General features: G+C 40.1%; 21 protein-coding genes and 3 pseudogenes. 5 read left to right on the top strand and 19 right to left on the bottom strand.

The genetic code is table 11. The features are described from left to right. Window positions 1–63 precede the first annotated feature (63 nt). Window positions 64–759: an ATP-binding protein gene (locus tag B9T62_RS07930; RefSeq protein ID WP_087914759.1), complete on the top strand. Its 696-nt coding sequence runs from the start codon at window positions 64–66 to the stop codon at window positions 757–759. 2,640 nt (window positions 760–3,399) lie between these two features. On the opposite strand, the pseudogene B9T62_RS07920 reads toward B9T62_RS07930, so the two are convergent. The 9 genes and pseudogenes from B9T62_RS07920 to B9T62_RS07880 form a co-directional block, all read right to left on the bottom strand. Beyond that, window positions 3,400–4,434 (bottom strand): annotated as a pseudogene (locus B9T62_RS07920) (NAD(P)-dependent alcohol dehydrogenase). An 86-nt stretch (window positions 4,435–4,520) separates the two neighbouring features. Next, a complete protein-coding gene (locus B9T62_RS07915) occupies window positions 4,521–5,108 on the bottom strand; it encodes an SDR family oxidoreductase (protein ID WP_087914757.1) in 588 nt (195 codons plus the stop codon). A gap of 46 nt (window positions 5,109–5,154) precedes the next feature. After that, window positions 5,155–6,141, bottom strand: coding sequence for an aldo/keto reductase (locus B9T62_RS07910; protein ID WP_087914756.1), 987 nt, complete (start codon window positions 6,139–6,141; stop codon window positions 5,155–5,157). Window positions 6,142–7,125: 984 nt separating this feature from the next. Next, window positions 7,126–8,568 carry a 6-phospho-beta-glucosidase gene (gene ascB, locus B9T62_RS07905; RefSeq protein WP_087914755.1) on the bottom strand — a complete coding sequence of 481 codons (1,443 nt, stop codon included), beginning with the start codon at window positions 8,566–8,568 and terminating at the stop codon, window positions 7,126–7,128. A gap of 35 nt (window positions 8,569–8,603) precedes the next feature. Continuing rightward, the gene (locus tag B9T62_RS07900) at window positions 8,604–10,514 is read right to left on the bottom strand and encodes a beta-glucoside-specific PTS transporter subunit IIABC (protein ID WP_087914754.1); all 1,911 of its coding nucleotides are present in this window, start codon (window positions 10,512–10,514) and stop codon (window positions 8,604–8,606) included. Window positions 10,515–10,792: 278 nt separating this feature from the next. Further along, on the bottom strand, window positions 10,793–11,632 hold the full coding sequence (gene licT, locus B9T62_RS07895; RefSeq protein ID WP_087914753.1) for a BglG family transcription antiterminator LicT: 840 nt from the start codon (window positions 11,630–11,632) through the stop codon (window positions 10,793–10,795). 348 nt (window positions 11,633–11,980) lie between these two features. After that, a complete protein-coding gene (locus tag B9T62_RS07890; protein WP_087914752.1) occupies window positions 11,981–12,724 on the bottom strand; it encodes an SDR family oxidoreductase in 744 nt (247 codons plus the stop codon). Window positions 12,725–12,859: 135 nt separating this feature from the next. Continuing rightward, on the bottom strand, window positions 12,860–13,705 hold the full coding sequence (locus B9T62_RS07885; protein ID WP_087914751.1) for an aldo/keto reductase: 846 nt from the start codon (window positions 13,703–13,705) through the stop codon (window positions 12,860–12,862). 66 nt (window positions 13,706–13,771) lie between these two features. After that, window positions 13,772–14,830 (bottom strand): zinc-binding dehydrogenase, encoded by a 1,059-nt coding sequence (locus B9T62_RS07880; protein WP_169834350.1) that lies wholly within the window; start codon window positions 14,828–14,830, stop codon window positions 13,772–13,774. 528 nt (window positions 14,831–15,358) lie between these two features. On the opposite strand from B9T62_RS07880, the gene B9T62_RS07875 reads away from it, so the two are divergent. Next, entirely contained in the window at window positions 15,359–15,778 is a 420-nt protein-coding gene (locus B9T62_RS07875; RefSeq protein WP_087914749.1) for a MerR family transcriptional regulator, read from the top strand. Window positions 15,779–15,972: 194 nt separating this feature from the next. On the opposite strand, the gene B9T62_RS07870 is transcribed toward B9T62_RS07875, so the two are convergent. Both B9T62_RS07870 and B9T62_RS07865 read right to left on the bottom strand, forming a co-directional pair. Next, complete coding sequence (locus B9T62_RS07870) at window positions 15,973–16,983, bottom strand: Gfo/Idh/MocA family protein (RefSeq protein WP_087914748.1); 1,011 nt, start codon at window positions 16,981–16,983, stop codon at window positions 15,973–15,975. Window position 16,984: 1 nt separating this feature from the next. After that, window positions 16,985–18,004 carry a Gfo/Idh/MocA family oxidoreductase gene (locus tag B9T62_RS07865; protein ID WP_087914747.1) on the bottom strand — a complete coding sequence of 340 codons (1,020 nt, stop codon included), beginning with the start codon at window positions 18,002–18,004 and terminating at the stop codon, window positions 16,985–16,987. 183 nt (window positions 18,005–18,187) lie between these two features. Between B9T62_RS07865 and B9T62_RS07860 the strand changes: the two genes are divergently transcribed. After that, window positions 18,188–19,054, top strand: a complete 867-nt coding sequence (locus B9T62_RS07860) for a MurR/RpiR family transcriptional regulator (RefSeq protein WP_087920186.1) — start codon at window positions 18,188–18,190, stop codon at window positions 19,052–19,054. 788 nt (window positions 19,055–19,842) lie between these two features. Here B9T62_RS07860 and B9T62_RS41220 read toward each other — a convergent pair. Next, a complete protein-coding gene (locus B9T62_RS41220; RefSeq protein ID WP_281257699.1) occupies window positions 19,843–19,965 on the bottom strand; it encodes a hypothetical protein in 123 nt (40 codons plus the stop codon). Between the two features lie 1,005 nt (window positions 19,966–20,970). Here B9T62_RS41220 and B9T62_RS07855 point away from each other — a divergent pair. Beyond that, window positions 20,971–22,168: pseudogene (locus tag B9T62_RS07855) on the top strand (IS256 family transposase). 159 nt (window positions 22,169–22,327) lie between these two features. Here the strand turns inward: B9T62_RS07855 and B9T62_RS41710 are convergent. The 7 genes from B9T62_RS41710 to B9T62_RS07825 form a co-directional block, all read right to left on the bottom strand. Next, complete coding sequence (locus tag B9T62_RS41710) at window positions 22,328–22,711, bottom strand: IS3 family transposase (RefSeq protein WP_157685506.1); 384 nt, start codon at window positions 22,709–22,711, stop codon at window positions 22,328–22,330. A gap of 49 nt (window positions 22,712–22,760) precedes the next feature. After that, a complete protein-coding gene (locus B9T62_RS07845) occupies window positions 22,761–23,102 on the bottom strand; it encodes a helix-turn-helix domain-containing protein (RefSeq protein ID WP_087914746.1) in 342 nt (113 codons plus the stop codon). A 107-nt stretch (window positions 23,103–23,209) separates the two neighbouring features. Further along, window positions 23,210–23,377, bottom strand: coding sequence for an SDR family oxidoreductase (locus B9T62_RS40570; RefSeq protein WP_245864386.1), 168 nt, complete (start codon window positions 23,375–23,377; stop codon window positions 23,210–23,212). Between the two features lie 89 nt (window positions 23,378–23,466). After that, complete coding sequence (locus tag B9T62_RS40565) at window positions 23,467–23,571, bottom strand: SDR family NAD(P)-dependent oxidoreductase (protein ID WP_245864385.1); 105 nt, start codon at window positions 23,569–23,571, stop codon at window positions 23,467–23,469. Window positions 23,572–23,924: 353 nt separating this feature from the next. Beyond that, complete coding sequence (locus tag B9T62_RS07835; protein WP_157685505.1) at window positions 23,925–24,566, bottom strand: TVP38/TMEM64 family protein; 642 nt, start codon at window positions 24,564–24,566, stop codon at window positions 23,925–23,927. 258 nt (window positions 24,567–24,824) lie between these two features. Further along, complete coding sequence (locus B9T62_RS07830; protein WP_157685504.1) at window positions 24,825–26,060, bottom strand: IS4 family transposase; 1,236 nt, start codon at window positions 26,058–26,060, stop codon at window positions 24,825–24,827. Window positions 26,061–26,133: 73 nt separating this feature from the next. Continuing rightward, window positions 26,134–26,337: a hypothetical protein gene (locus B9T62_RS07825; protein ID WP_087914743.1), complete on the bottom strand. Its 204-nt coding sequence runs from the start codon at window positions 26,335–26,337 to the stop codon at window positions 26,134–26,136. A gap of 71 nt (window positions 26,338–26,408) precedes the next feature. Here B9T62_RS07825 and B9T62_RS41705 point away from each other — a divergent pair. After that, window positions 26,409–26,831: pseudogene (locus B9T62_RS41705) on the top strand (transposase); the annotation flags it as partial. Window positions 26,832–26,939 lie beyond the last annotated feature (108 nt).

Below are 26,939 nucleotides of genomic sequence, written 5' to 3'. Positions count from 1 at the left end.
CCTCCTTACAGATTTTTACTATAGCATAACCAAGCATATATGGAGTAAAATGGGTACGGATGCTTGAATATTGAGGGTGAACAGCATAAATATGTAACCTACCTTTTCATCACGAGCCTGTTGAATTTGCTCAGCGCCTTTCTTATTGCATCCTTGTATCCGTCACGCCTGGAAGCCCGGGCTATATACTCTGTTATTCACCTTGTTTTGGGGTTCACTGCTGAGATCATTTCTTATTATATGATTACCAGGAATGCAATTATCAAAAAACGTGAAGCCATACAACACATACATAATATGTTTGAAAGAATAGAAAGCTCCTATAAAAGAGTGAATACCGGCAATTTGGTTATCGATGCTCTAGTTAGTAATGCCTTGCGCCCCGCCTATGAACATAACATTGAGTCAAAACATTCGATTAACATTTCTGCAGAAGATATCACAATGGAAGGATACGATCTGTGTGTTATTCTCGGCAATATGCTTGAAAATGTAATTGAAAGCGCATCGGCGGTACCGCCAGGTACGAACAGGAGTATCGAAATCTATATTATTTCCAATCACCACTCTTTAATGCTGCAGGTCATGAATACCTATCAAAAACCTTGTGGGCCTGTAAAAAAAACTCTGAAGAAAGACCCCGAATTTCATGGGATAGGACTTTTGAATATTCAAAAGACAGCTGAGAAATATGGAGGACACCTTAAGCTGAACGCCACAGATAATCAATTTGAAACCAGTGTGGTCTTGCCTCTATAGGAATGACCGTGTCTGTGAAAGTTCCCTTACCAAAACAAGCGATCATTCGAGATAACGGTTTGGCTGCCGTCTCGAAGATCGCTTGTTTCCAATGACTACGCTTAGTCACAATTTTATTTTTACTATTTGTACAAAGTTCATTCAAACACTTTATCGTGGAACACAACGAGAATATTGATTCATGAAAATGAATAAATATTTAGTTTTGAATATTCATGCAAAATGATGAATGTTATAATTTGTAGCGAATTTCGCAGCTTCAATGATCCCTCAACACTCATTGTGATTTTTCATTGGGATTGAGAATTCCCTGTTAGAAAACCCTTATACAATAAGGGGAAGTGTTTCATTTCAAATGAGAAAATAGAGTTCCGTCTAGTAGACCACCTCAAATATTTCATTTTAATTGAGAAAAAACGCATTTCTGTTTTATACACCATTTATGCATACTATACATTCGTTTAAATGTAGTTAAAACAGGATATTTTAGTCAATACGAATGAAAGGAAATTATGCACCTTACCATTAATATCGATCTCTATATTCGTTACTGTTTCTGCAGGGTAGAATAAAATCCACTGGACACATTCGTTAGTTGCCGTTGGGTATACGTAGCTTGGGCGAATTTGTCTTAAATAATTCCTGATTAAGTTATTAGATGGTGTCTCAGCATGATTTGATGAGTCTTCATGTTCGGAGGATTTACTCAGATTTTCGTTTGAAGCCGGAGTACTGGTTGTGTTTATCATCCGAGTCTCCAGATTCCGCTACACTAGATGCATCCATAATTCGGGAAGCATCTGATACAGTCTTTGAACTTGTATTGCCACCCGATATTTCTCCACTATGGAAGGTGGTTTTAATCTTGAATGAATATCTTTAAATTTCATCAGCATCGGGAATTTGAGAATTCAGCCAATTAAAAAGAATACATTTTCCTTTGAAATGATTAGCAACTTCGCGCTCATATCTGGGGCCTATAAGCAAATTGAGTCACTGTTTTCGGCACATTCTTGTAATTGAATAACTATTTGTGAGATGACTTCAACTCAGTCTGTATTTTATTACAGAAAACAACGTCAAAAAATCACCAGTTATTTGTCCATCCTGTAATTATTCCAGAATGCTTCAGTTTTCACTCCTTCCAGGAACAAATGATAAATCGTCCAATAAAATACCTTTTTGCACATTCTGAATAAGCAATAAAGCTAAAAGTGGAGAGCGACGTATATTTTTAAATATCTCATGTATTTGTCGAATATGTTCTCCATCTGTTAAGTATGTATTTAGAACCAATGACAGTTCTTTAATATTAAGTTCTCGTATGATCCCTGTTCGAAATGTTTGCATCAATTCGTTAAATGAAGACTCCATTGGCCTAGAAGTAAGTAAAACACTTAAATTCCCAACATCTCTTGAATTTATTTCCAATATTTAGGAGATGTAATCATTTTCCTATCATAGATTGAAAGTTCGTCAAGGCCATCTATTATTAAAATGACATGACTTGTTCGTAAATGCGGTTTAAATAGACGTGGGAATGTCCGAACACCCAGTTCTTCACAAGACATCTGCAATGCTGATGGCAGGTCGAAAGGTATCCCTCTTAAGCGGCTCACGTAAATAGGAACTATTATAGAACCAGATTGTTGGGCATAGCAAGATATATGATAAGCAACTCGATGGCTTAAAGTAGTTTTCCCATCTCCCGCCTCACTTGTGATAAATACACGTTCGTTAGTATGACGCAAACATTTCGACAATTGATGAGAAATCAAAGTTCATCCGGCCTGCCCCCTCTAATATTTCATTTTATATGAGAAAAATCGCTATTGGGGTTATACAGCAATTATTCATAATATACATTTCATTAAATTTCATCGGTTACTGTAGACTCTCACCATACTAACGATCCAACTACATTTTTTATAACTCGATAACGTCTTGAAAAAATGACACGTATTCACCAGTACTTATATCTAGCGAGAAAACTTCCTTATTTTCAAGTACATTTGTAGCCCATTCACGTATTTCCAAATTGACATCTAAAGCAAATACTATCAATTTTATTAGCAAAAATTTTTCGTTGAAATCACTTGTTATATTAATTGTTTCAAAAAAAAAGAACATACACATCTAAGGAAAACCAGCATTTTGGCGATTGAACAATCGTACTTATAAGCGCCTCAATATTTACTAAATTCAGAAAGCTACATTAAAGATGCTAATTCCTTTGCTGTAGCTTCCTGAAAACTTGAGCCTGATTGTGTCAACATACATTTAATAAAATAAAGTTTTGCCCAATGATATCCATAATTAATTTAGTAACTGCTCGACGTATAACTTCTACATTTAAAAGGATCTCCCTTTGATTGAGCATATATTCCGTTTTACCTTCTTGGTTGCAAAATCATGTTATTATCAAAATTAGATATACTCAAGAAGTTGTGCAGCTGCTACCACTAATCATGCGTTTGTTCCATCCACAGAAGGCACCTGAAACATCATCATAAATTCCCAGAATTGAAGATCGATTACTTAAGTGATTTGTATGTCAGCATGCTGGCAATTTGATCCGCTGAACATAAAGATGGGTCAACTTATCGAATTAGCTGACCCATCTTCATTAAATCTAGTGAATTACAGTGTAGACATATCGATAACAAACCGATATCGAACGTCACTACGAAGGACGCGATTATATGCTTCATCAACCTGGTCAGTACGGATCACTTCAATTTTTGGAGCAATACTGTGCTCTGCGGAGAAATCAAGCATCTCTTGTGTTTCCCATATTCCTCCAACATTTGAACCTGCCATGTTGAGACGGTCCGTGAATCAGAAAACACATTATACTTTTCTGGCTGAGCTGGAAGACCGACATTGACAAGCGCTCCATCCACACGAAGCAGGGATAAATACATATCAACGTCAAGATTAGATGACACGGTGTTTAAGAAGAAGTCGAATCGACAGACAACTCCGTGAACATAGCGGGATCACTAGTTGCAAAGTAATGGTCTACGCACATTTTCAGGGCTTCATCTTTCTTACTTATAGTCTGACTCAAGACTATAACTACAGCACCCATTATATGCGCATATTGGACTGCTTGGTGGCCAAGACCTCCCATCCCGACAATGGTAACCCTCTTACCTGGACCAATATTCCAGTATTTCAAAGGAGAATACGTAGTGATTCCTGGACACAATAGCGGGCTTGCCACATCTATTCCATATCATCAGGAATGCGGACAACAAAATTCTATATCACAGCGATTTTTTGACTATACCCTCCGTACTTAAGATTCTCTTCAGAGTCTAATGAATTAAAAACCACGACGACACCATTCGTGCTAATCACCACGGATGCAATATTCGCATTCTCCGCATGAGTCCACAAAGCAACCAACTCCAACACGATCGCCAACAGCATATTTTGTCACCCCTGTTCCTAATGCTGTCACGACTCCAGCAATTTCTTGACCAGGAACCATAGGGTAGATTCCGCTACCCCAATCATTAAACACATGATGAATATCGGAGTGATAAATACCGCAGTATTTAATATCTACTAAAATATCGTTTAATCTCAAATCTTTACGCTCAATATAGTCTGTTCAAAGGGTGCTTTGGCACTAGGTTCACTTAGCGCACGAACCGAAATGTTTATGATTACTACACATGATAGGCGAAACTATCCTTTCTTATTAACTCTAAATAATTTGGAAACACACAATTCAATTCCCAATGTCTCTCCTATCACTCGGGTTTATTTACTCCCACACTGCAGCGAACTTCCATTTCTGGCGATTGAGCTAGTTTAACAATCAAATCTGCAACACTCTTGCGAGATACTTCATGTCCTTTAAATGGTTCACCTTTCTGAGTTGTCTCATAATCAATTTCATCAATATTGGTAAACCAACCCGGTCTCAAAATAGTATAATCGAGGTCTGTGTCTTCGATAATTTTAGCTGACTTTCGATATGGATCCAATATACCTCCGTACTTTTCTCCTGGGACTTCATCATAAATCCCCATTGAACTAATCCAAATTAGACGTTTAATGCCTGTCGCGTCCATTGCCTCCACAATGCTTTTTGCCATTTGCTCTAGACCACCCGCAAGATTAGCATATATCACATCCTGTCCAACCATGGCTTCTTTTAATTTTTCAATATTTAAAACATCTCCTTCGATTGTTTTTATGCGATTAGGTTCCATGTTTATTAGTCTATTAGAGTTACGGAGATAAAGCGTCAAATAGTGATCCGTTTCGTTCAGGAATAAATCAATAACATGACGTGCTATTGACCCATTTGCCCCAATAATCAATACATTACTCATTCCTTTTTCCTTTCATTATTTGCTCAGTAAATATACCTTCGTTATCTTAATTCTGGAACATACCAAGTACGGGATGCGGAACATATGGTTCTTCCAATAACACCATTTCTTCAGGAGTCAATTTAATTGAAAGAGCGTCTACTGCTTGTTCAATATGAGAAATTTCTGTAGTACCGACAATCGGTGCTGCTACCGGTTCCTTCTGTAGTAACCAGGCAAGTGCGATTTGAGACATTGGTACACTGTATTTTTCAGCCATTTGTGCAACACGTTCAACAACCCTACAGTCAGAATCTGCTGTTGCAGAATAAATCGCATTTCCTATTTCATCTACTTTAGAACGATTATCACTTTCGCCCCATGGCCGTGCCAATCTTCCTGCAGCCAGCGGACTCCATGGAATTATACCGATGTTTTCTTCCTGACAAAGAGGAATCATCTCCCTTTCCTCCTCACGGTAGAGTAGATTGAGATGATTCTGCATTGATACGAATTTTGTCCATCCATTTTGCACAGCTACATGGTTTGCCTTCATTAACTGCCAAGCATACATGGAGGAAGCACCAATGTATCTTGCTTTACCAGCTTTCACTACATCATGCAATGCCTCCATTGTCTCCTCGATCGGAGTGTCATAATCCCAGCGATGGATTTGATATAAATCCACATAATCTGTTCCAAGCCTCTTGAGACTTTTATCAATTTCACTCAAAATAGCCTTCCGAGAAAGTCCGGCGCCATTTGGGCCTTTACGAACACGGAAATAAACCTTCGTCGCAAGGACAATCTCATCTCGATTGGCATAGTCTTTAAGAATCCGGCCTGTAATTTCTTCACTTGTCCCGTCGGAATAGATATTTGCAGTATCAAAAAAATTAATACCTAATTCAAGAGCTCTTTTAATCATTGGACGACTGTATTCCTCATTAAGAGCCCAAGGAAAATCCCCTCGTTCTCCAACACCAAAGCTCATACATCCAAGACAAATGCGAGATACATCCAATCCAGTGTTACCGAGTTTTGTATATTCCATTAAATTCATCCTCACCTTCCAAACAAAATTTAGTCTAGCCGAAACTTATATTTGCTGTAGATTTACAAGATGTAGTCAATTACATCTATGTATAATTGATTATTTATTTTATTCTATTCATGCCTTACGAACAGACTTTGGATCACAACGACTCCTCTTAGAGTCAACCAACGTAAGATCCCTATCCAACAGATTTATTGTGCTTTTCAGCAAATGACATTACAACTTCATTTTGAAAGATGTTGTTTCTTCCTGATGTAAAAGCTGCTTAATATTTAATTTAAGCATTGTTACTTTTCATGAGTATGTGCTTTCTATTTGCTGCCAGAAAGAATACATTTCAATCTAATTTACGCAGGAACAGTTTTGTTATGAGTAATTAAATCCACCAGATGGTCCAATTGAAAGTTACTAAATTTGATAAATACCAAAGTTGAGTATAGGAATCTCAACACCTTTATTCACAATTACTTTTTGCCAAATGAAAACCTCCTAGGTTGTTAATTATTGCGCCAAGTCACTTAGTACTTTGCTCATATTTAGATCTCTTAATTCAAAGATTTACAGGTTAGCGGACTTGAACTATATTCAGATTAACACCTTCGAGTCACACGAAGTCAATAGATTCTGGTAACTTTAATATCATTTTTTGAACAGGGACTTACAATATTATTTCTATTGTTAACTAAATGGCTAAGTTTTCTTAAGCTTACCGATTATATGGATAAAGAATTATTCACTAAATATGGAATGGTGAAAAAACAATAATCTTCTTTTTGATGACAAATTTACCTTAATGATCATCGCCGTGTGCTGGTCCTCTAGATCAAAGTTATAAACTCACACGCAAACAAGCCGTTCTAGCACTCAGAACGGCTTATTCCTTTTACAACAGAATGTATTTTCTGGTTAAACGAATGTAAAAGTATTCCCCTTTTTAACAGAACAGCGCTTACCTTCAAGCGACCTCTTTTGTATTAGGAATCAGAAATATTGTGCTCCATTGTTTGCAATGACGTCTTTATACCAGTGAAAGCTGCTCTTTCTGACTCTTCTCAGCGAACCAGTCCCATCATTATTTCTGTCTACATAAATGTATCCGTAACGTTTCTTCATTTCTCCGCTACCCGCACTGACCAGATCAATAGGCCCCCAGCTCGTGTAACCTAGAATCTCTACCCCGTCCTGAATCGCTTCAGCCATTTCAGCAAAATGACTGTTCAAATATTTAATGCGATAGTCATCATCAACGGTGTCATTCTCCAGCAATACATCTGTTGCCCCAAGCCCATTTTCTACAATGAACAAAGGCTTGCCATATCGGTCATGCAGCTGATTACATGTGATCCGAAGCCCCTTGGGATCAATGCCCCATCCCCACTCGGATACCTGAAGATACGGATTCTTCACCGAACCAAACACATTTCCTTCTGTTGAATTCTTTAAGATTTCTGGATCGGTACTTGTGCAACGGCTAGCATAGTAGCTGAAACCGATAAAATCTACCGTGTTCTGCATCAGAATATCCGCATCCTCAGGCTTCATCTCTATTTGAATGCCGTTTTCCCTGAAAAACCTCTTCGTATAACCTGGATAAGCTCCCTTAGATTGAATATCGATGAAGAAGAAAGAATTCCGATCCTCCTCCATCGCTTTCCAGACATCCTCCGGATTGGGGCTGTAAGGATAGACTGTGCCTGCAGCAAGCATGCAACCAATCTGTGCACCCGGTATGATCTCGTGACAAGCTTTCACGGCGAGGCCGCTGGCAATCAGTTCATGATGCGCTGCCTGATACAGAACTTGCTGTTTGTCTTCACCTTCCTGAAGAACAATACCCGCCCCAATATAAGGAAGATGCAGCAGCATGTTGATTTCGTTGAACGTCATCCAATATTTTACTTTTCCCTTGTAACGAATGAACAATGTCTTCGCATATTTCTCGAAAAATCCGATCATCTTACGGTTCTTCCAGCCGCCGTAGATCTCGACCAGATGTACAGGTACATCGAAATGACAGATGGTTACCACAGGCTCGATGTTGTGTTTCAACAACTCATCGAAGACATCATCGTAGAATTTAAGTCCAGCATCATTCGGCTCCGCATCGTCACCATTTGGAAAAATCCGTGCCCAGGCAATAGAAAGCCTGAAGCATTTGAATCCCATTTCAGCGAATAGTGCTATGTCTTCTTTGTACCGATGATAGAAATCAATCGCTTCATGTGAAGGATAAAACTCTCCCTCTTTTGGCTTATACGAATCCAGATTACCCAAAGCAATATTGAGTCGATGGTCACCAATCGGAATCAGGTCAACCGTAGTCAATCCTTTGCCACCCTCAAGATAGGCTCCTTCGAGCTGATTCGCCGCCGTCGCTCCTCCCCAGAGAAAATCCTCCGGGAAGGCTGTTAACTTTTCATACATTGTTGTGTTCCTCCCATGCGTATAAAATTTTTATTTCAACCAATAACAGTGATCAATTTATCTTTTTCTTTAACATTAGCGTTGTTCGTGCCTACGACATCCAGATAAGCGGAGGTGTTTGTAATAATAATCGGGGTAACCGTCTCATAACCGGCATCCTTGATCGCTTGCAGATCGAATTCCACAATCAGATCGCCAATGCTAACGCGGTCGCCATCTTTCACATGTGCTGTGAAATGTTGGCCTTTGAGTTGCACGGTATCCTGACCGATATGAATTAGCATCTCAACACCTTGATCGGTTACAAGACCAATCGCATGTTTAGTACGATACACCGTTTGCACAACCCCATTAATCGGCGAGACCACTCTGCCGCTGGTTGGACGAATGGCAATTCCTTTCCCCATGTGCTCTCCTGCAAATGTAACGTCATTAATTTCTTTCAATTCAACCACTTCTCCAGCCATTGGACTGAAAACTTCAAATCTGTTGTTCGGGTTTAGATCAAGTACAGGCGCTGGTGCTGGTGTTACTTCCACAGAATCCTTGAATCCAGTGATAAGCACAAGAATGAATCCAAGAACAAATGCGATAACCAACGCTAAGATTAAGAAATACCATTTTAAATCGATGCCCGTCTCCGGATTTATATAGTTTGGTAAAGCGAAGATTCCCAGACCACCAAGAACATAAGCTTTTGTTCCTGAAAGTCCTATAATACCTCCACCAACAGCAGCTGCTATACAGCCCATAATAAACGGCTTTTTCAAAGGAAGAGTGATACCGTACATCGCAGGTTCAGTTACTCCGAAGACTCCCGAAATTATAGCCGGAAGACTCAGCGCCTTCATTTTCTTATTTTTGGTTTTCAACATAACTGCAAGTACCGCTCCGACTTGGGCGAAAGTAGCCGGTAAAACAATCGCCAAGAAAGGATCTGACTTTACTGTTGACAAGTTCAATAGTACGATGGGAACAAAAGCCCATTGAAATCCGAAGAGAGTCAATACTTGCCAAAATCCAGCCAAGATAATACTTGTAATAATAGGACTAAAATCATAAATACTAGACACTCCGGCACCAATCACTTGCCCCGTCCATGTAGCTATAGGGCCAATAACCAGAAAAGTAATAGGGACTACAATTAGCATTGCGAAGAATGGCACCAAGAACGTTCTAACTACACTTGGAATCACCTTATTGAAAAACCTCTCAACACGCACTGCGAATAAGCTGGCCAAAATAATTGGGATAACGGATGATGAATATGACATCAGAATCACCGGTATGCCGAGGAACGTGATATGAATTGGTGACTCAATCAATGTGCCTTGAAACAACGTGTAGAGGGGAGCCCCCGTTGTAATTCCTGAAAGAGCTGGATAAACTAGGGCTGCACCAATTCCCATACCAAGAAACGGTGTACCCCCAAACTTTCTCATTGCAGTAAATCCCAAGAAAATAGGGAAGAAGTAGAACATGCAGTCACCAGCTGCGTTTAACAGCTGAGAAGTACCCGAAGTAGCTTCTATCCAGCCAAACGAAACAAACATGACATTCAAGCCCTTGATCATTCCAGCAGCTCCCATCAACCCAAGAACAGGAACGAAAACACCGGAAATCAGATCAATTAAGCGGCTTAGGAAGCCTCCTTTTTCTCCTAAAACCTCCTGATCTTCTGGAACCAGATCTTCGGATCTGATACCCCCCTCTTTAACTAGTGCTTTATATACACCTGTCACTTCATTGCCGATGACAACTTGATACTGTGTCCCGGTCTGCATGACGGTAATTACTCCGGGTAAATTTTTAAGTTCCTCGGTTTTAGCTATACTTTCATCTTTCAACTTGAAGCGTAGTCTAGTAACACAGTGGACTACGCTATTCACGTTCCCAGCCCCACCTATACGCAATAATATATCCTTGGCCAATTGATCATAATTCATTGTAATTTCCTCCCCTGTGTAAAATCGCACGTTATGAAACAAAGAAAACCTGAACCACTGAACGTACACAACATACCGGAGTCCGGATTAAGTCGTGTTATTCAGCAATTCAGGTTTTGCCTTTTGGTTGCAACCCTGTAAGACTGTAAGACTGTAAAAAGTTATATGAGATTGTTAAACTAACAAGTTTAAAATAAAATAAGTTACGTCCATTCTACTGACATGGATGGTCAGAATTGCCTGATTCAACAGTTACAATCCAATTTTTCTAACAGGATTTATTCTGTTGTTGCATTTACAACTCTCTCAATATGAATGGATAAATACATCATTTCTTCGTTAGTCAGTTGATACGTGTAGTTACTTTCAATAAACTTTTTGATTTTCTCCGAGCACTTATACGCTACAGGATATTTTTGCTGAATAATCAAAAACAGTTCCTCATCATTGTTGCTCTTGTAATGTTTCCCCTTAACCAAACGTTGAGCAAAAAATTTTAAATGCGACACAAATCGATAAAATGCCAACGAATTTTCATCAAAATCAATCTTGAAATGATACTTAATGATTGTTAGAATTTCCTGCATGACCTGTGTCATGCTCTTAATATTAGGCATTTCCTCATTCAAAGCGGCATTAACAAAATGAAGTGCTAAAAACCCGGCTTCGTCCTCAGGCAAGATGACACCAAATTGATCACAGATCATGTTCAGTGCTTCTAGCCCTACATCGTATTCTTCTTTGTATAACTGCTTCGTTTCCCAAATTAGTCCATTTCTAATCGGCAGACCCTTGCGATACCGCTCAATTGCGAAATGAATATGATCTGTCAGATGAAGGTAAATGCTTTCATTCAATTTCTTGCCAAGTTTCACTTTGGCATAAGCAATGATTTCCTCTGATATCTTCATATATTCAAGAGGAATACTTGAGACTAATGTTTTGAAATTTTCTTGGATATCCTCATTCTGTAAAGTAAACATCTTATCGATATGCTGCTCAGAAACTATATCCCCGGGCCGCTTCTGGTAAGCAATCCCCCGGCCAATGATAATAACTTCCTGCTCGCCATTCATTGCAACTACAGCATTGTTATTAAGTACCTTCTCGATTTTCACGTTATCAACTCCAATGTACAAAAAAAGACCAAGCCACCCCATTTCACAAGGTACACGGCTTTGCCTGATTTAACAGTTACAACCCGATATAATGTTAACGCTTACCTTATGATATCACGATATTCTACACAGTACAACAAATAATTAATAAATCGCTTTGTTTAATCCCTCTTCTTACCTTCAGAACTGTGGCAACGGCTCTTGTTGAGTAATGGAATGGTGGTTTACGAATAAAAGTCTATCCAAACCAGTTCCCCTTTATTACACCGTACTTTAGATTTCAATAATTAAAAAGGAAGCGAACAAAACTACTCCCTTTTTAATCTTACTCTTCAGTTATTGCAGTGATTACATTACTTGTTTTGTTGGACGAATAATAACTTCGTTCCATGCCGCATCATCTGGTAAATCAATAGCTTGTTTGATAGTCAAAGCGACACGTTCCGAGGAAATCCCAAATGTCTCATAGAAATCTTCGAAATTACTTTGGAACCCTTTATCAGTTACAGATTCTAATAATTCAGTATTGATTGCTCCTGGTGAAATGATGGTAACACGAACATTGGTTTGATCTTCCGCCATCTCTTCACGTAATGATTCACTTATTGCACGAACTGCCCATTTAGTCGCAGAATAGACAGAACCACCTGAATGAGCAAAGTGACCTGCTACAGATGAAATATTGATGATGTGTCCAGCTTTTTGTTCTTCCATATATGGTATTGCTGCACCAATACCATATAAAGTTCCTTTTATATTGATATCAATCATACTATCCCAATCATCAATTTTCTTTTGTTTCAATAATGATTGCGGCATGATACCTGCATTATTTAACCAAACATCAATGCGACCAAATGTATCGACAGCAAGTTTTGCAAGTGATTCAACTTGGTTTACTTTAGTCACATCAGTAACAATATACATTGCTTCGCCACCTAGTTCTTCCACTTCTTTTACAAGGTCTTGCAAGCGATCCTCACGACGAGCGCCTAATACTAATTTCGCACCATCCTTAGCTAAGATTTTTGCAGTAGCTTCACCAATACCACTTGAAGCACCAGTAATTACAACAACTTTCGAGTTTTCCATTTTACGATCACTTCTTTCAAATTTTATTTCAATCAGATATGTTCTCTTTATACAAAAACTATTCTAGTCCCATTGTTATGCCTCTACCTATCAATCCCGTTGTTAATACCGGAGAGGGATAAGCAGTATTCCTGATTATTTTCCTAGTCCTGTTAAAAATTCAACTGTTTCTGGATCGTAATGTGAGAAGAACAGACTTTGTTCTTGATCTAATTTAGAAATTTTTTCCACATCTACGTTCGTTAAGGCAAAACCAAAGATATCAAAATTTTGTATCATTCGTTCTTTTGTCACTGTTTTAGGAATGACAACAACATTTCGTTGAATTAAGTAACGAAGAGCAACTTGAGCAACCGATTTCCCATATTGCTCACCAATTTTTTTTAGGGTTTCATTCGCAAAGAAATCATTTTTCCCTTCCGCAAAAGGTCCCCAAGACTCAATCTGTGTACCGAATTTCGCCATAATTTCTTGTGCTTGTTTTTGTTGGTTAAACACATGAGTTTCAACTTGGTTTACCATAGGACTAATTTCACTAAACTGAGCGATATCAATAAAACGGTCTGGATAAAAATTACTTACACCAATCGCTTTAATATCCCCTTCTTTGTAGTATTGTTCCATTGCACGATAAGTTCCATAGTAATCATTAAATGGTTGGTGTACTAACACTAAGTCAACGTAATCAGTTTGTAGTAAACGTAAAGACTCATCAATTGATGCTTTTGCTTTTTCATAACCGGCATTGGAAATCCAAACCTTTGTTGTAATAAAGAACTCTTCACGTGGTATACCACTTTTACGAACTGCATTGCCAACAGCCGCTTCATTTCCATAGGCCTGTGCAGTATCTATAGAACGATACCCTACTTCAATCGCTTCACTTACAACGCGTTCACATTCTTCAAGATCACTAATTTGATAAACTCCATAGCCCAAAATTGGCATCTTAACCCCGTTACTTAAAGTAATTGTCTCCATAATCTCAATTCCTCCTGGTAAAATATTTTCTATAGGCAGTTCCTTACTTAATAAGATAATAGAAAATTAGTCAAAGAAAACTACTGGTTTGATTAATGATCTATCTCGATTGATGAATAATTGCATTGCATCCTCTATTTTTTCCATTCCATAAAATTTGTGTGTAATAATTTTTTCTGGGTGAATACGTCCATTCTCAATTAACTTCAACATTTTATCCATTAGTAATCTTCCACCAGGACATAAAGGAGAAACAATTGTTTTATCGCTGGCTCCAAATGCCCATGCTTCAAGATCAATTGAAATAGAACTATGTCCAAAATATGAGGCAAGGTTACAAACAATCCCACCGCGTTTAACAAGTTTTAGTGCAATTGAAAGGGAGTCTTCCGTACCGCTAGAAATTACTACACGGTCAACAGGACCACCATTGCGTTTCAATATTTCTTCCACATAATCACTATCATGGTAGTCAATCGTATCGGTTGCTCCTAATTCTTTTGCTACATCAAAACAAACTTGACGTGAACCTACTGCAAATATTTTTCCAGCACCACGAATAGCAGCAGCTTGAACGCCCATAAGTCCAACAGGACCAACACCGATAAATACTACTGAATCACCAAATTCAATATTAGCCTCTCTGACGCCTTCAAAAGCGGTAAGAATCATATCAGGAGTCATTACAGCTTGTTCCCAAGTAACAGAATCTGGAATGTGAGCTAAGTTCATATCTGCATCAAGCAAATAATATTTTTCCACGAATGTTCCGCCGCGCTCTGGATCATCCATCCAATATTGATTGGTATCGGCTAACTTAGACATCCCTGCTTGTGCTTCCAGACTTCTAAAGTTAGCTTGAGTAGCAGATACTAATACTCGGTCTCCAACCTTGAATTCCTTAACCTCTGACCCTACTTCTATCACGATTCCAGCCATTTCATGTCCCATTGGTTTACCAATTAATGAAGGATTATCTACTGCCCCAGTTTCAAGCAAATGAATATCCGTTGTACAAGGAGAAACTACTTTGGTTTCAATAATTGCTCCATAAGGATTTATTTTAGGCATGGAAAAATCCCGCCACTCAGTTTTATTTTTCCCAATTAATGCATATCCTTTCATAAAACATCCTCCTTTTTTTGACAACATTAAAAGTACTCTATGCTCCTAATCACCTAACATAAAACAGCCAATCATGTTAAATTTATAAAAATGAAATCTACCAATGAATCTCTTCTAACCGTTTATTTTTGTAGTCAAAACTACTTTTTTAGGTTTTATTAAAGTCCAACACCAGCTAATTCTTCGATATATGATCCGTATGCTTCCGCTGTATCAAAAAAGTAACACTACCATCAACTGCTTAAAACATAAAATTAATCAAACCCTATGCGTATAAGCTGGACCATATCCTAAAATCATTCATATTCGGACAACCGAGTCCGATTGCTGAAACTTTTTAAACCATGAAATTCACAACAATATTCACGTAACCTTCCCCCTCCCTTATCCTAAAGTCATATAATACTCTAAAGGATTCGAGCTACTCGAAGTCAATGTTTTTTTCGGAATAAAGTTGACTTTCATATTATTATTGTCTATTTTAAAATATGTATTCGAGTTACTTGAATGATGAAAGGAGTTTCCAATATGTATACAGTAAATGATGTTTCAGAAATGTTAGGTATGTCTAAACACACTATTCGATATTATACAGATCAAGGCTTAGTACCAAGTCTTCAACGGGACAAACATAACAATCGTCTGTTGGATGAGACTTCTGTAAATTGGTTAATCGGCGTTCGATACCTTAAAAATTGTGGTATGTCTCTAAGCGATATTCGCGAGTACAATGAGTTGTGCTTAATTGGTAATGAAACGATTGAGAAACGCTGGGAAATCATCATGAATCAAAAAAAGAGTACCGCTGAACAATTAATTGAAGTTCAAAATCGCATTAAATTTTTAGATGATAAGTTGACACTCTATGAAAAAATCATAACAAATCAAGTTGCTGATAGTACAAACCCTAGTAAATGGGATACCGCAAAGCCTGAAGTAAAGATATAGTAATCACGCTATCTTCCAATACATTCACCTGTTTCATCTTCTCTTACATGCCTTTGCTCCTGCCTAAGATAGTAATTACTACTATCTATCTCAAACCTATAGATTCCATCCATACTTGGCGTACTACGAAACAAGGAGCTAATCATATGATCAGCTCCTTGTTTCTATACATTTTTACATTTTCCTCGAAATCATCAAATACCTTGAGATGCTGCCGTTGAGCTGTCCGAACCAAATATAAGATTGGCGGATTGCTTGGCAATATCAATCACACGCATGACTCTCTCACTGTGCTCAAGCATATTCGCGGCTTTTTCCATATCTTTTTTCTGTATCATACGATCAAATTCAATAAATTCATCATACATCCGGTGAAAATGATTTTTATAGTCCACCCGGATTGGAATTTCCTTATTGAGGGTGTAATCAAAGTAGTCACATACATTTGCTGAACTTGCCATGTGTATATACCCCTTTCTACCCTGAATGTTCACGCTATTTGGGGCCGTACTATCTTTTGAACCAATAGAGACGCACTTGAAGTCACCATAATCAAGCAGCAGTACACCTGAGGTATCAATTCCCCGCTCTATGTTTGCGAAGTATTCAACCTTCTTAGGACTCCCGAAGAATCCAACCACCAAATGGATATTATAAATATTAATATCCATCAATGCTCCTCCAGACATTTCAGCACTGAATGCAGGTGGGGTTTCTCCAGCTTTGAAAGCATCGTACCTCGATGAATATTGGGAATAGTTGCATTCTACTATTTTAATCTCACCAAGCTTAGTCAGATATTCCTTCATCGTCAGAGCATTTTTTAAATATTGATTCGTAATCGCTTCCACCAGTATAAGTTGGTTTTGCTGTGCAAGTTCTTTCAACTCCAAAAATTCATTCAAATTGGAAGTAAAAGGTTTCTCACAAATCACATGCTTGCCACGGATTATGGCTTCTTTCGAATAGTCATAGTGAAGATGATTAGGCAAACCGATATAGATAGTATCCACTGAATCATCCAACAGCATCTCGTTGTAATCCACATAGATTTGAGAAATCCCATGTTTGGTTTGCAAGTCAAGTAATTTCTTCTGCTCGACGGGTCTGGCACAGATTGCAACAAGTGAAATGCTAGGGATCTCATGGATAAAGCTTAATAAATCTTCTACGATCATACCGGCTCCGACAATTCCCAATCGCATATTAATTACACTCCTTTATGCCTTGTTCTAATATATCCATAGCAGTTATTGTCTCTTCATCTTTGATTACTTTTTCTTTGCCGTGTAATATGGCTTGATACATATCGTCATATACCCGAGCATAGTCTCCCTTCTCCGAGACCACTTTTTCTTCATGATATATTCCTTCATCATCCAAATATGTTAGAGTGCCATAATGTTCTGGAGAGTCTATACCAAAATCGGCGTGTTCCTTAGGCATGTAGAATAATTTAAGGTGTTCCTCCTGGCGGTCCTTTGTTTCTTTAACGAATATCCCCTTTTTACCATATACTACAAAGCTTGGTCGTGCTTTTAAACGGAAGAAGCTTGATTTAACAGATACTTTGAGTGATGAATAATAAAAATCCATATCAAAGTAATCATTCATTCTGCCGCTTCCCAGCAATTGACGAACATCGTAATGAGTCTTGTCCGGTTTTCCAAAATATGAAAGAACCTGATCAATAGTGTGAATAGCATGTCCGTATAAATAACTGTTATACTTGGAAAAATGATTGACCGAATTTGGGATCTCCGGGCGGTAATAATCATAGTGCATCTCCACTTCCAGCAATTCACCAAGCTTGCCTGTTTCAATCACTTTCTTTGTTGTGAGGAAATCCGAATCGTAACGTCTATTCTGATAGCATTGTATGATCAAGTTTCTCTCTTTGGCATAATCAAAAAGCTCCACAGCTTCAGCTTTGGTCATCATAAAGGGCTTCTCAACAAGCACATTCTTTCCGTGTTCTAGTGCCATTTTGGCAAAAGCATAATGGGACTCTAGAGGAGTACAAACAACGATTAATTGGATCTTCTCATCGTTCATTAACGTATCAATATCTTCTGTGTATAGAACGCCTGGAGCCTTTCCCCATTCTCCTTTTTCTGGATTACGGGCGTATATTGTCTTCACTTTTAAATGATCCCTGTTCAATGAAAAAGGTAGATGATAACGATTTGTGCTTTTGCCATTCCCTATATAACCGATGGTAAGCATTTTAATTCCTCCTCAGATTCGTTTTCACTCATTATAGACCAACTTAGTCGAGCGTAAAGGCTTTGCCGACAAAACGGTACAATCGACCAATTATCTGTATATATGGCGTTTTTTTTTGATCAAAATGTTTATTACATTGCTTTCTTGATTAAACTAGACTTTAATCTAATAGGGGTGAATCTGCTGAAAATACTAATGCAGTTATCGGAAATGCAAAACTTTACACCAAATGAAAAAAGTATTGCTGCCTATATCTTGTTAAATAAGGAAAGTATGTTGCATTTCAGTATCCAGGAACTTGCAAAGGAAACCTTTACTTCACATTCAGCGATTAATAGGTTAATACATAAACTCGGGCTAGCCGGATTCAAGGACTTCATTATAAAACTTGCTACGGAATTCCAGCAACATACCCAGAATACTTCTAGCGTTGATCCTAATTATCCGTTTGGTCTGGATGAATCATCACTTCAAGTGGCGAAAGAAATCGCAGAATTAATCAAAGAAACGGTCGACAAAACTTCTACATTCATGGATAATGATGTTTTGTCACAAACAGCCAAGATGCTGGACCAGGCGAAAAGGATCTTTATCTATGCTTTAGGGGATTCCCAAATTCGGGCGAGAAGCTTTCAGAATAAGTTAATAAAAATCAACAAATACGTAGTGATAGCCACCGAACTGTCCGAATGGGCTCATCATACATTAAATCTTACTGAAGAAGATTGCGCTATTTTCTTGACTTACCACGGAAAGTCTCAGATTTATTTAAGAGTTGCCCAACATTTCAGACAAGAAAAGATACCTTTCATCACAATCACAGCTATCCATACAAGTCAATTGGCAAATCTCAGTCCTATCCTTATCCAGGTGCCCAACGACGAAAAGAAACATGCTAAGATCGGTACCTTTTCATCGCAAATTGCTTTTGAGTACGTCTTAAATGTGATTTATTCTTGTGTATATAAAATTTCTTATTCAAAAAACAAAGAATCCGCAATACATTTTTTAAAAAACACTTACATGAGTGAAATGATGAATGATGAATAATGCAAAGTTTCGCTTAAAGTATCTGAGTCAAAGCAGCGGCTTTTTATTTCAAACTGATTGTATAACATACTGTGTGTTCATTCAGAACAAGCAGCTTAGCAACTTTTTTTATCAGAGGACCTTCATTCGAACGAGTCCTGCTCCATCTCTCCCTGCAGTCTCTGGATGGCGAACGGACCATCCCACAGTACCAATCGTTCGAGAATCTGCTCTGTTTCAATCACCAGTTAAAGGAGCAGGCTAAACCATACGGCTCAAGCATGATTGATATAAAAAAACAGCAGCAGTTATTGACGAAAAAATTACGTCTATCACTGTTGCTGTTTAAACTCCCGTATCCCATCAGTTCAACGATATATTTACTTGTTACTTAGATTGGGTTATCTTTGCATCTGCTCTATATGCTGTTTCCGGATCAATTACAGCTAATGAATCTCCATTTTACACCAAATTAAGTCTGTCATGATTGATAATAACTCTACTACCTAAATGCATACTCCCCACAATTATGACTGCCACTTCTGCTTCAAGCGTCATAGGAGATGAAAGTTCAGAAGTACTTTTAGTTCATGCGCTTATTGCTCAATACTTGTCCTTTTCGATTATGAAATCCCTTGGATTTGCGATCTTTTTGGTGCTCCGTTTACTCCAGCACTTTGATACTCAATACCAACACCTAAAATCTATTAGAAATTGGAGTAGACTTTATTCTCCTCTATTTTTAACTAAAGAGACACATCTCTTAAACGCTTCTGCAAAACGTTGCTTTAGATATGTCGCTGCTCCCTTTATTCTTTTATTACCGTTTCAGCACTTTTCCGTGAGGCTGCGAAAAGCAAAGCATTTTCCGACTGTGGACCAATTGCTTCTTTTACTAACCCATTTATAGAGACATATACTTTAGAATCCATATTCGTTACTCCTCTGATCTGGCTAAAGCCGTTTTAAACGCCAATAACTATAATTCTAAGTTCTATCACAAGGCACTCTGTATTTCTTCTATTTTCACCTGAGTGAATAGATATCTTTTTCTCCCATCCCTAAGTATAACCGTTTGATCAGACATAATTCCCTTATCTTGAAGTAACAATTTCAGTTTTTCTCCCCAATATGCAATATCTTCATTATTTCGGAAAAATAAAATCATTTTATTTCCTGTCTTTCTTTTTTCAACTTTGTAGTACAGAGTTCCAATTCATACTCAGAATACAAAACATCAGCTTAAGACCATTAACGAAGTACTTTATTAATGCATCGTGAAAAGAAATCCCACGAAAGGAACGTTGGTAAGGTCCACAGCATTCTAGAAGTAAATCTTCCACCTCTCTTTTTGGTATCATTTTATGTAATTCATATGGAGCACTTTCCATAAGAATTTCTTCTTTAATCAAATGTACAATCGACTCTTTTGTAATTCCAAGGATGGAAGCAGCCTCATGTTTGTGAATGTAGCTATCCCGATCTTCAATTAACTTGCTTAATGAAGTCTGATTAATTATATACCGCTGCTGCTCTCCCAACGGAATTGACTTAATGCAATTACAGTTATAAATATCGGAATAGAAAGAAAACTGATTGCAGACAAAAAAACAATGTTCTTACTAAAGATTAACTTTGGTGGTACTAGTAAAAAAAGTGGAGCGAAAAAAAGAAAGACAAAAACAAGCTCCAGAAAAAAATGTCCCTCATGATTAAAAATTATCACACAGGCCCAAAAGATCAAGCCTAAACACCACGCTTAGTCTGAATAAAGTCAAACAATGAAAATAATCATTGAATTATTATATTCATTTCCCCTCCACATTTTAGGATCAGATCAACAACGCAAATCTGGTTTTGATGAGAGTCTGTAAAATATATTGTGCAAACTCTCAAACCCATTAAAATGGAAGTAAGAGAAAGGTTGGGGAGAACACATGGGACTTTGGACAAAACAGCAACTACGGGAATTCATAAAGGAAAACAACTTGGTCAGCGCACAGGATGCACAGAATGCCTTAAAGGACTTATTTGCCAAGACGATTCAGGAGATGCTGGAAGCCGAAATGGATACCCATTTGGGTTACGGAAAGCATGAAGTGAAGGCGAAACTCACTCCAAACAGTCGCAATGGAAAAAGTCGCAAAACAGTAGTCAGTGAGTACGGTGAGCAGAAAATCGTTATCCCCCGAGACCGTTTGGGCGAGTTTGAGCCTTTGGTCATCAAGAAGCATCAATCGAATGTAACGGGCATTGAGGAGCAGATTGTGGCGGCGTCAGCACGAGAGATATCCAAGATCATCTATAGCATATGTACGGGATTGAGGTCTCGCCTACACTCATTTCCAATGTCACTAATAAGATTGTTCCCCTCATTAAAGAGTGGCAGAATCGCCCCTTACAAGGTGTTTACGCCGTAGTCTATTTGGATGCCATCCACTTCAAGATGGGGCTATTATCAACAAAGCAGCCTACATGGTCATTGGCATCGATCTGGATGGAAACAAGGATGTGCTGGGCATGTGGATCGGTGAGAACGAGTCCTCTAAGTTCTGGCTTAGTGTCCTGAATGAACTGAAGAATCGGGGGGTTCTGGACATCCTCATCATCTGTGTGGACAACCTGTCTGGGTTCTCTCAAGCGTTTGCCGCCTGCTACCCCCAAACGGAAATCCAGAAGTGTATTTTTCACCAAATCCGCAGCTCCACACGGTACGTTTCGTACAAGGATCTGAAGAAGGTCACCGCCGATTTAAAGCCCATTTACAAGGCAGCTACAGAAGAAGGAGCCTTTCTTGAACTCGACCGTTTTGAAGAGATGTGGGGAGTCAAATATCCACTTACACTCCGTTCCTGGCGGAATAATTGGGACGAATTAGCTACCTGTTTCAAGTACCCACCTGAGATCCGCAAACTCATCTACACGACAAATATGATTGAGAGTTACCACCGCCAGCTGCGTAAGGTGACAAAGGGAAAAAGTATCTTCCCGACGGATGAGGTGCTGCTTAAAATGCTCTATCTCGCCACGGTCGATGTCACTCGGAAATGGACAGGCCGTGTCCAAAACTGGGGACAGATGCTCCTCCAGCTTTCGGTATTTTTCCCAGATCGGGTCGGTCAACACTTGCGATAAATCGCGACTCCCCCTCGGGGGAATCTGTGCTTAAAAGAGTTTACACAAAATTATTGACAGACCCTTTGATGACATCCCTGCTATTTACACGTAATCGACGGTTCACGGGTATTCGTCTCCATTCGCACTTACCTGACGGAGTTTAGCTCCGCCTCCTTCTTATGTGGTAGGCCACAATCTCGTTGTTAAACAAATCCTTGATTGCTGAAAGGTAGAGCAAATGTCTCCCACACGATACTGAGTCACATCCGTAACCCACTTTTTATTCGGTTTGTCCGCCTGAAATTGGCGCTGCAGCAAGTTCCCAGCGACTCGTCCACCTACGGTGGAGATGTAGTTACAACGGTGCTTACGCCGAATGCGGGAGCGTATGTTTAAGGACTGCATGAGCCGAAGCACCTTCTTGTGGTTGAGCCATACCCCATGATCCTGATGGATAAAGAGCTGAAGCTGGCGATACCCATATCTGCCCTCATAGCGGTAATATGTAGCTTCTACAAGAGAACGATGGGGATCCTCGGCTTCCTGTTTCTTACGCTTCAAGTAGGCGTAGAATCCGCTTTTAGATAAGCCAATTGCTCACAGAGCATCTTTACGGGGGAATCTCCCCGTAGTTCTTCAATGACGCGATATTTCTCCGATACACCTCCCCCTTCGTAATGTCCAACCACTTTTTCAGCACGGCGTTCTCCATCTCCAACCGTTTGATATACCGTTCTTGGTCTATGTAGTGCTGACGCCGTCCCCGGTGATCCATGAACCCAAATATGCCGGATTGTCTGTATTTCCTCATCCAGACTTTCAATCGGCCTATGTTCTTGATTCCTAGTGCCTCTGCCACTGCTGCCTTAGTCATTCCCTGAAGTCGCATTTCAATCGCTTTTTTCTTCAGTTCTTCGCTGTATGTTTCATATTGTTGACCTTTCTTCGACATGCGAAAAACACCCCCTACAGTTTTCATCGGTTTAACACCAGGGTGTTTTTCCTATGTCCACTATAAGGGGTGTACTTCAAATAACTGGGGCAGCTAAATGAATCAACTTATCCAATTTGAACTGTTGGGCGGATAATCATTTCATTGATTCCCACATCTGACGGTTGCTCTATGGCGAAGGTAATGGCACGAGCAATACTGTCAGATTCTATAGCTACTTTGTAGAATTCGTCGAGCCCTGCTTTGGTCTCTTCATCTGAAGTCGTTTCTACCAACTCACTGGTGACAGCCCCTGGAGAAACATAAGTTCACGAATATTCGAACCGCTAATGTCCTCTTCTTGACGCAGCCCTATAGAGATTGCTCAAACTGCATGTTTGGTGCCGCAATATACTGTTCCGCCCGTATAAATGTTATGGCCGGCTACAGAAGAAAGATTAATGATATGACCCGATTTACGTTCTCTCATCAACGGGAGTCAGCAGCAATCGCATATAGCACTCCTTTGATGTTGACATCAATTCGCTCCACCGCTAAAAAGTACAGCATACTTGTAGGTTTAAAAAAACTGCCTCGACCGTAAAATTGAATGGTCGAATTTTTCCGAAATCATATTAAAAAAGAGAAGAGGGAGAAATGGAACGAAGTTCAGGATCTAAATAATTTGAATAAGAAGCCCCTCTGAACAATGGTAGTATCCACAATATATCCATTGCTGTTGGAATTTGAGCAGACGATCAAATTTACCTTCAGATAGCTTAATTATCATAATTGTTCCTCCTCCGATTTCGATATATTTGCTGCATTTAATTACTTACCTTTCTACTCATTGTCTACGCGTAGAGTGCCTCTCACATTCGGGAACAAACGGCTATAGATCAGATAGACAACGCTTAAAAAAACAGCATAAATCAACAATATCGGTAACCAGTATTGGGAACCGGATACTGCGGAGACACCAACATAAGCGAAAACGAGCATCGTCGGAATTTTGCCGAGGATGGTAGCACTAACGTACTGAATGAACGAAAGCTTAAACCATCCTGCATATCCGTTGATTAACGCGGCGGGGATAAACGGGAGCATCCGCCCAATTAAAACGAACAGAAATGTGCGCTGCTGGACATGCTCATTCCATATTTCCAACCTGTGTCTGGTACCTGGATTGTAATTTGCTCTGTCTCCCGCAGCAAATATCCAATAGGTAAGAACCGCAGCCAGTGTCGATGCCACCACACTCATCGCCCCCCCTCCCCATATCCCGTATTTAATGCCTAGAATGCCCGATACCACCATAAAAGGGATAACTGGGACCATTGCGAGTACAGCAGAAATGAACAGGATGATCGGCCAGCTGCCGGGTGCCAGATTGTCCAGCCAAGGAAGCAGTTTATCCCTGAGGGCATATATCAAACCGAGCAGGGCCAGATAGAAGATCCCGGCAGCAATCTTACGTGTAAGCATCAGTTCCTTTGTCGCCTCCCTTCTCCCTTTAATGTGCGCGGTCGTATTTTCGATGTCAGCGCAGAAATTTTGCAAAAAACCTAACATGGTAGGGCATGCCCGCTTATGTGCCAAGAGTTACGTTTGGAGCAGGGCCTAATCTTGTTTCCTTGCCTTGGCCCCAGGTGAATTCAGCTGGGGCCTACTCCAAAAAGGCAAAAAAAAGCCCACCTCCACTTCAGTCTTCCCACACCTCATTTTTTTTGGATTGGTCTAGCTTCAGTTGTTCATGACGCTATGGAACAGGATACGCTGGGGCTTCAACCGTTTCGCGCGAGTCTGTGGCCTTCCCCCCTTGTTCCTTCGTCCTTTGCTCGTTCGCTCTTTGGCTCGATTCAGATGCTTCAGGAAATCCGCCAACGTCCCCGAGAGGTACAGTCGGAACACGGCCAGCACCCGCCCGATCCGTTCCTGGGGTGCATAACGCAGACGAAGCTCTTCGCAGAGCACATACGCAATCAAGTTAAGGTAGATCAGGTTCCATACGGCCTCGGAAGTTCGGCTGCTGTAGATCTTTTTCAGATGCAGGCTGGATTTCATAAATTTAAAAAAGAGTTCCACTTTCCAGCGGTAGCGGTACAACTGAGCGACTTCCATCGCCTTGACATCCCAGCGATTAGTGAGGACGCGAACCCGGTGACGCTTCCCTTTTTTGTCCGTATACAGGTACTCTACCAGCCGAAACACACCCGTCTTTCCCGTCTTCGGACATTTCAGTTCCACATCCGCATCCAGCACCAGCTCTGCTGCCGTGACCTTCCGCGTTCGAAGCACCTTCACTTGACTATTCTGCTTCAGACGGGCGACAAAATGGATGCCCTCCTCCTGCCACTTTAGATATTGAGCATAGTGAATGTAGCCCCGGTCGACTAAACACGTGACTCCTTTGTCCGGAACCAGCGCATCCACCACCTCGGTATCCAAATCCGCCACCGCCGCTGTCGAGAGCACCGGGGCCATGGGAATCGCCGTGTGCTCGCCAGTCAGGTGCAAACAGGTATGCATCTTGACGGCGTTCTTTCCAGATTGCAGGTAAGCCCATTTACCGCGAACCCTCCCCAGTGTCAGGCTGGTGGAATCGAGCACCGCGAGCGGGCCCAACTTTTGCAGCTTCTTGGGGGGCGCCGGTCCTTTCTGCTCCAGCAAATGCTGGAGAACAGAGAGGTATAGCTCACCTAACACCTCCGGAGGCAGATCGCCCAGCTTGCGGTTGAGAGACGACTGGTGAATGGATTCGATGCCGGTACACTTTTGCAGCCAGGGAGAGCTCAGTAAATGATCCACTATCGCTTGTGTCCCTGTTCGACCGCTAAGAATCGCTTCTAAAAAGAGAAACACGGTGCTGCCCCACTTGAGTTTTTTGGCATAACGGTCGCCAAACAGCAACGAAGCTTGACGATTTAACCACGTGGTGACTTGACATAACAACCCTTGTTCAGCTAATTTAGTAGTCAAGAGATCTCCTTTCCGTAGGTGTGGGTATACTTCTACGATACTGGAGTCTCTTTTTTTTGTAAATATTCCCTGACTACTTTGATGTCAGGTTCTTTGCAAAATTACTGATGTCAGCGATTTTTTTCCGGAAACGGAAAAATAAAAATACCGCCAGCATGGCCATATCAATGGCAATTGATAGCCATATACCGACGATTCCCATATCCAGCTTAATACCTAAAACATATACTCCAATGACGCGAATGAGCCACATACCGATGACGGTGCTGTACATCATCAGGCTCTTGGTGTCTCCCTTCTAAAACCCAGAATAAAGCGATTTGATTAATCCCCCCCGCCATACTCACTTATCTGTCCGCGATTCAGGATCTCTTTAACAACGAGATCGTCGCTTGGCAGCTGTCCGAGCGTAATGATGTAAAGTTAGTACTGGATACGGTAGAGCAATGGACACGAAAAAGAGACGTCTCAGAAGCCGTGCTCCATTCGGATCAGGGCTTCCAATATACGTCTCAGGCGTACAACACACGATTAGAGGCATTCGGCGTCAAATGCAGCCACTCTCGCAAAGCAATCTGCCTGGATAACGCGTGCATTGAATCCTTTTTTTCGCATCTCAAGACAGAGAAGTTGTACCTTCACCAGTGTAAGTCAGAAGCAGAGATTCATCAAGCCGTCGAGGAATATATCTATTTTTATAACTACCAACGTTTTCAGGCAAAACTCAAACAGCGCGCGCCGGTCGAATATCGGCACGCGCTGGGTGTTTAGCTTTTTTCATCTGTCCACTTGACAGGGGTATGACCATAAAGGCTTGCCGGCTTTAAAAGTAAAATCGTGAAACTTGCTGCAATTCAATGTATAAATATACACACTGAT

Origin of the sequence: Paenibacillus donghaensis (assembly GCF_002192415.1) — a bacterium.
Classification (GTDB): domain Bacteria; phylum Bacillota; class Bacilli; order Paenibacillales; family Paenibacillaceae; genus Paenibacillus_AQ; species Paenibacillus_AQ donghaensis.
The sequence above is the reverse complement of the archived record's forward strand: the minus strand, read 5'-3'. Positions and strand labels throughout refer to the sequence as shown.

Coding starts and splice junctions, on each gene's coding strand:
- B9T62_RS07915 (WP_087914757.1), bottom strand. CDS start 5,108: ATGAGTAATGTATTGATTATTGGGGCAAATGGGTCAATAGCACGTCAT.
- B9T62_RS07910 (WP_087914756.1), bottom strand. CDS start 6,141: ATGGAATATACAAAACTCGGTAACACTGGATTGGATGTATCTCGCATT.
- ascB (WP_087914755.1), bottom strand. CDS start 8,568: ATGTATGAAAAGTTAACAGCCTTCCCGGAGGATTTTCTCTGGGGAGGA.
- B9T62_RS07900 (WP_087914754.1), bottom strand. CDS start 10,514: ATGAATTATGATCAATTGGCCAAGGATATATTATTGCGTATAGGTGGG.
- B9T62_RS07890 (WP_087914752.1), bottom strand. CDS start 12,724: ATGGAAAACTCGAAAGTTGTTGTAATTACTGGTGCTTCAAGTGGTATT.
- B9T62_RS07885 (WP_087914751.1), bottom strand. CDS start 13,705: ATGGAGACAATTACTTTAAGTAACGGGGTTAAGATGCCAATTTTGGGC.
- B9T62_RS07880 (WP_169834350.1), bottom strand. CDS start 14,830: ATGAAAGGATATGCATTAATTGGGAAAAATAAAACTGAGTGGCGGGAT.
- B9T62_RS07875 (WP_087914749.1), top strand. CDS start 15,359: ATGTATACAGTAAATGATGTTTCAGAAATGTTAGGTATGTCTAAACAC.
- B9T62_RS07870 (WP_087914748.1), bottom strand. CDS start 16,983: ATGCGATTGGGAATTGTCGGAGCCGGTATGATCGTAGAAGATTTATTA.
- B9T62_RS07865 (WP_087914747.1), bottom strand. CDS start 18,004: ATGCTTACCATCGGTTATATAGGGAATGGCAAAAGCACAAATCGTTAT.
- B9T62_RS41220 (WP_281257699.1), bottom strand. CDS start 19,965: ATGGATTCTAAAGTATATGTCTCTATAAATGGGTTAGTAAAAGAAGCA.
- B9T62_RS07845 (WP_087914746.1), bottom strand. CDS start 23,102: ATGTCGAAGAAAGGTCAACAATATGAAACATACAGCGAAGAACTGAAG.
- B9T62_RS40565 (WP_245864385.1), bottom strand. CDS start 23,571: ATGAGAGAACGTAAATCGGGTCATATCATTAATCTTTCTTCTGTAGCC.
- B9T62_RS07835 (WP_157685505.1), bottom strand. CDS start 24,566: ATGCTTACACGTAAGATTGCTGCCGGGATCTTCTATCTGGCCCTGCTC.
- B9T62_RS07825 (WP_087914743.1), bottom strand. CDS start 26,337: ATGATGTACAGCACCGTCATCGGTATGTGGCTCATTCGCGTCATTGGA.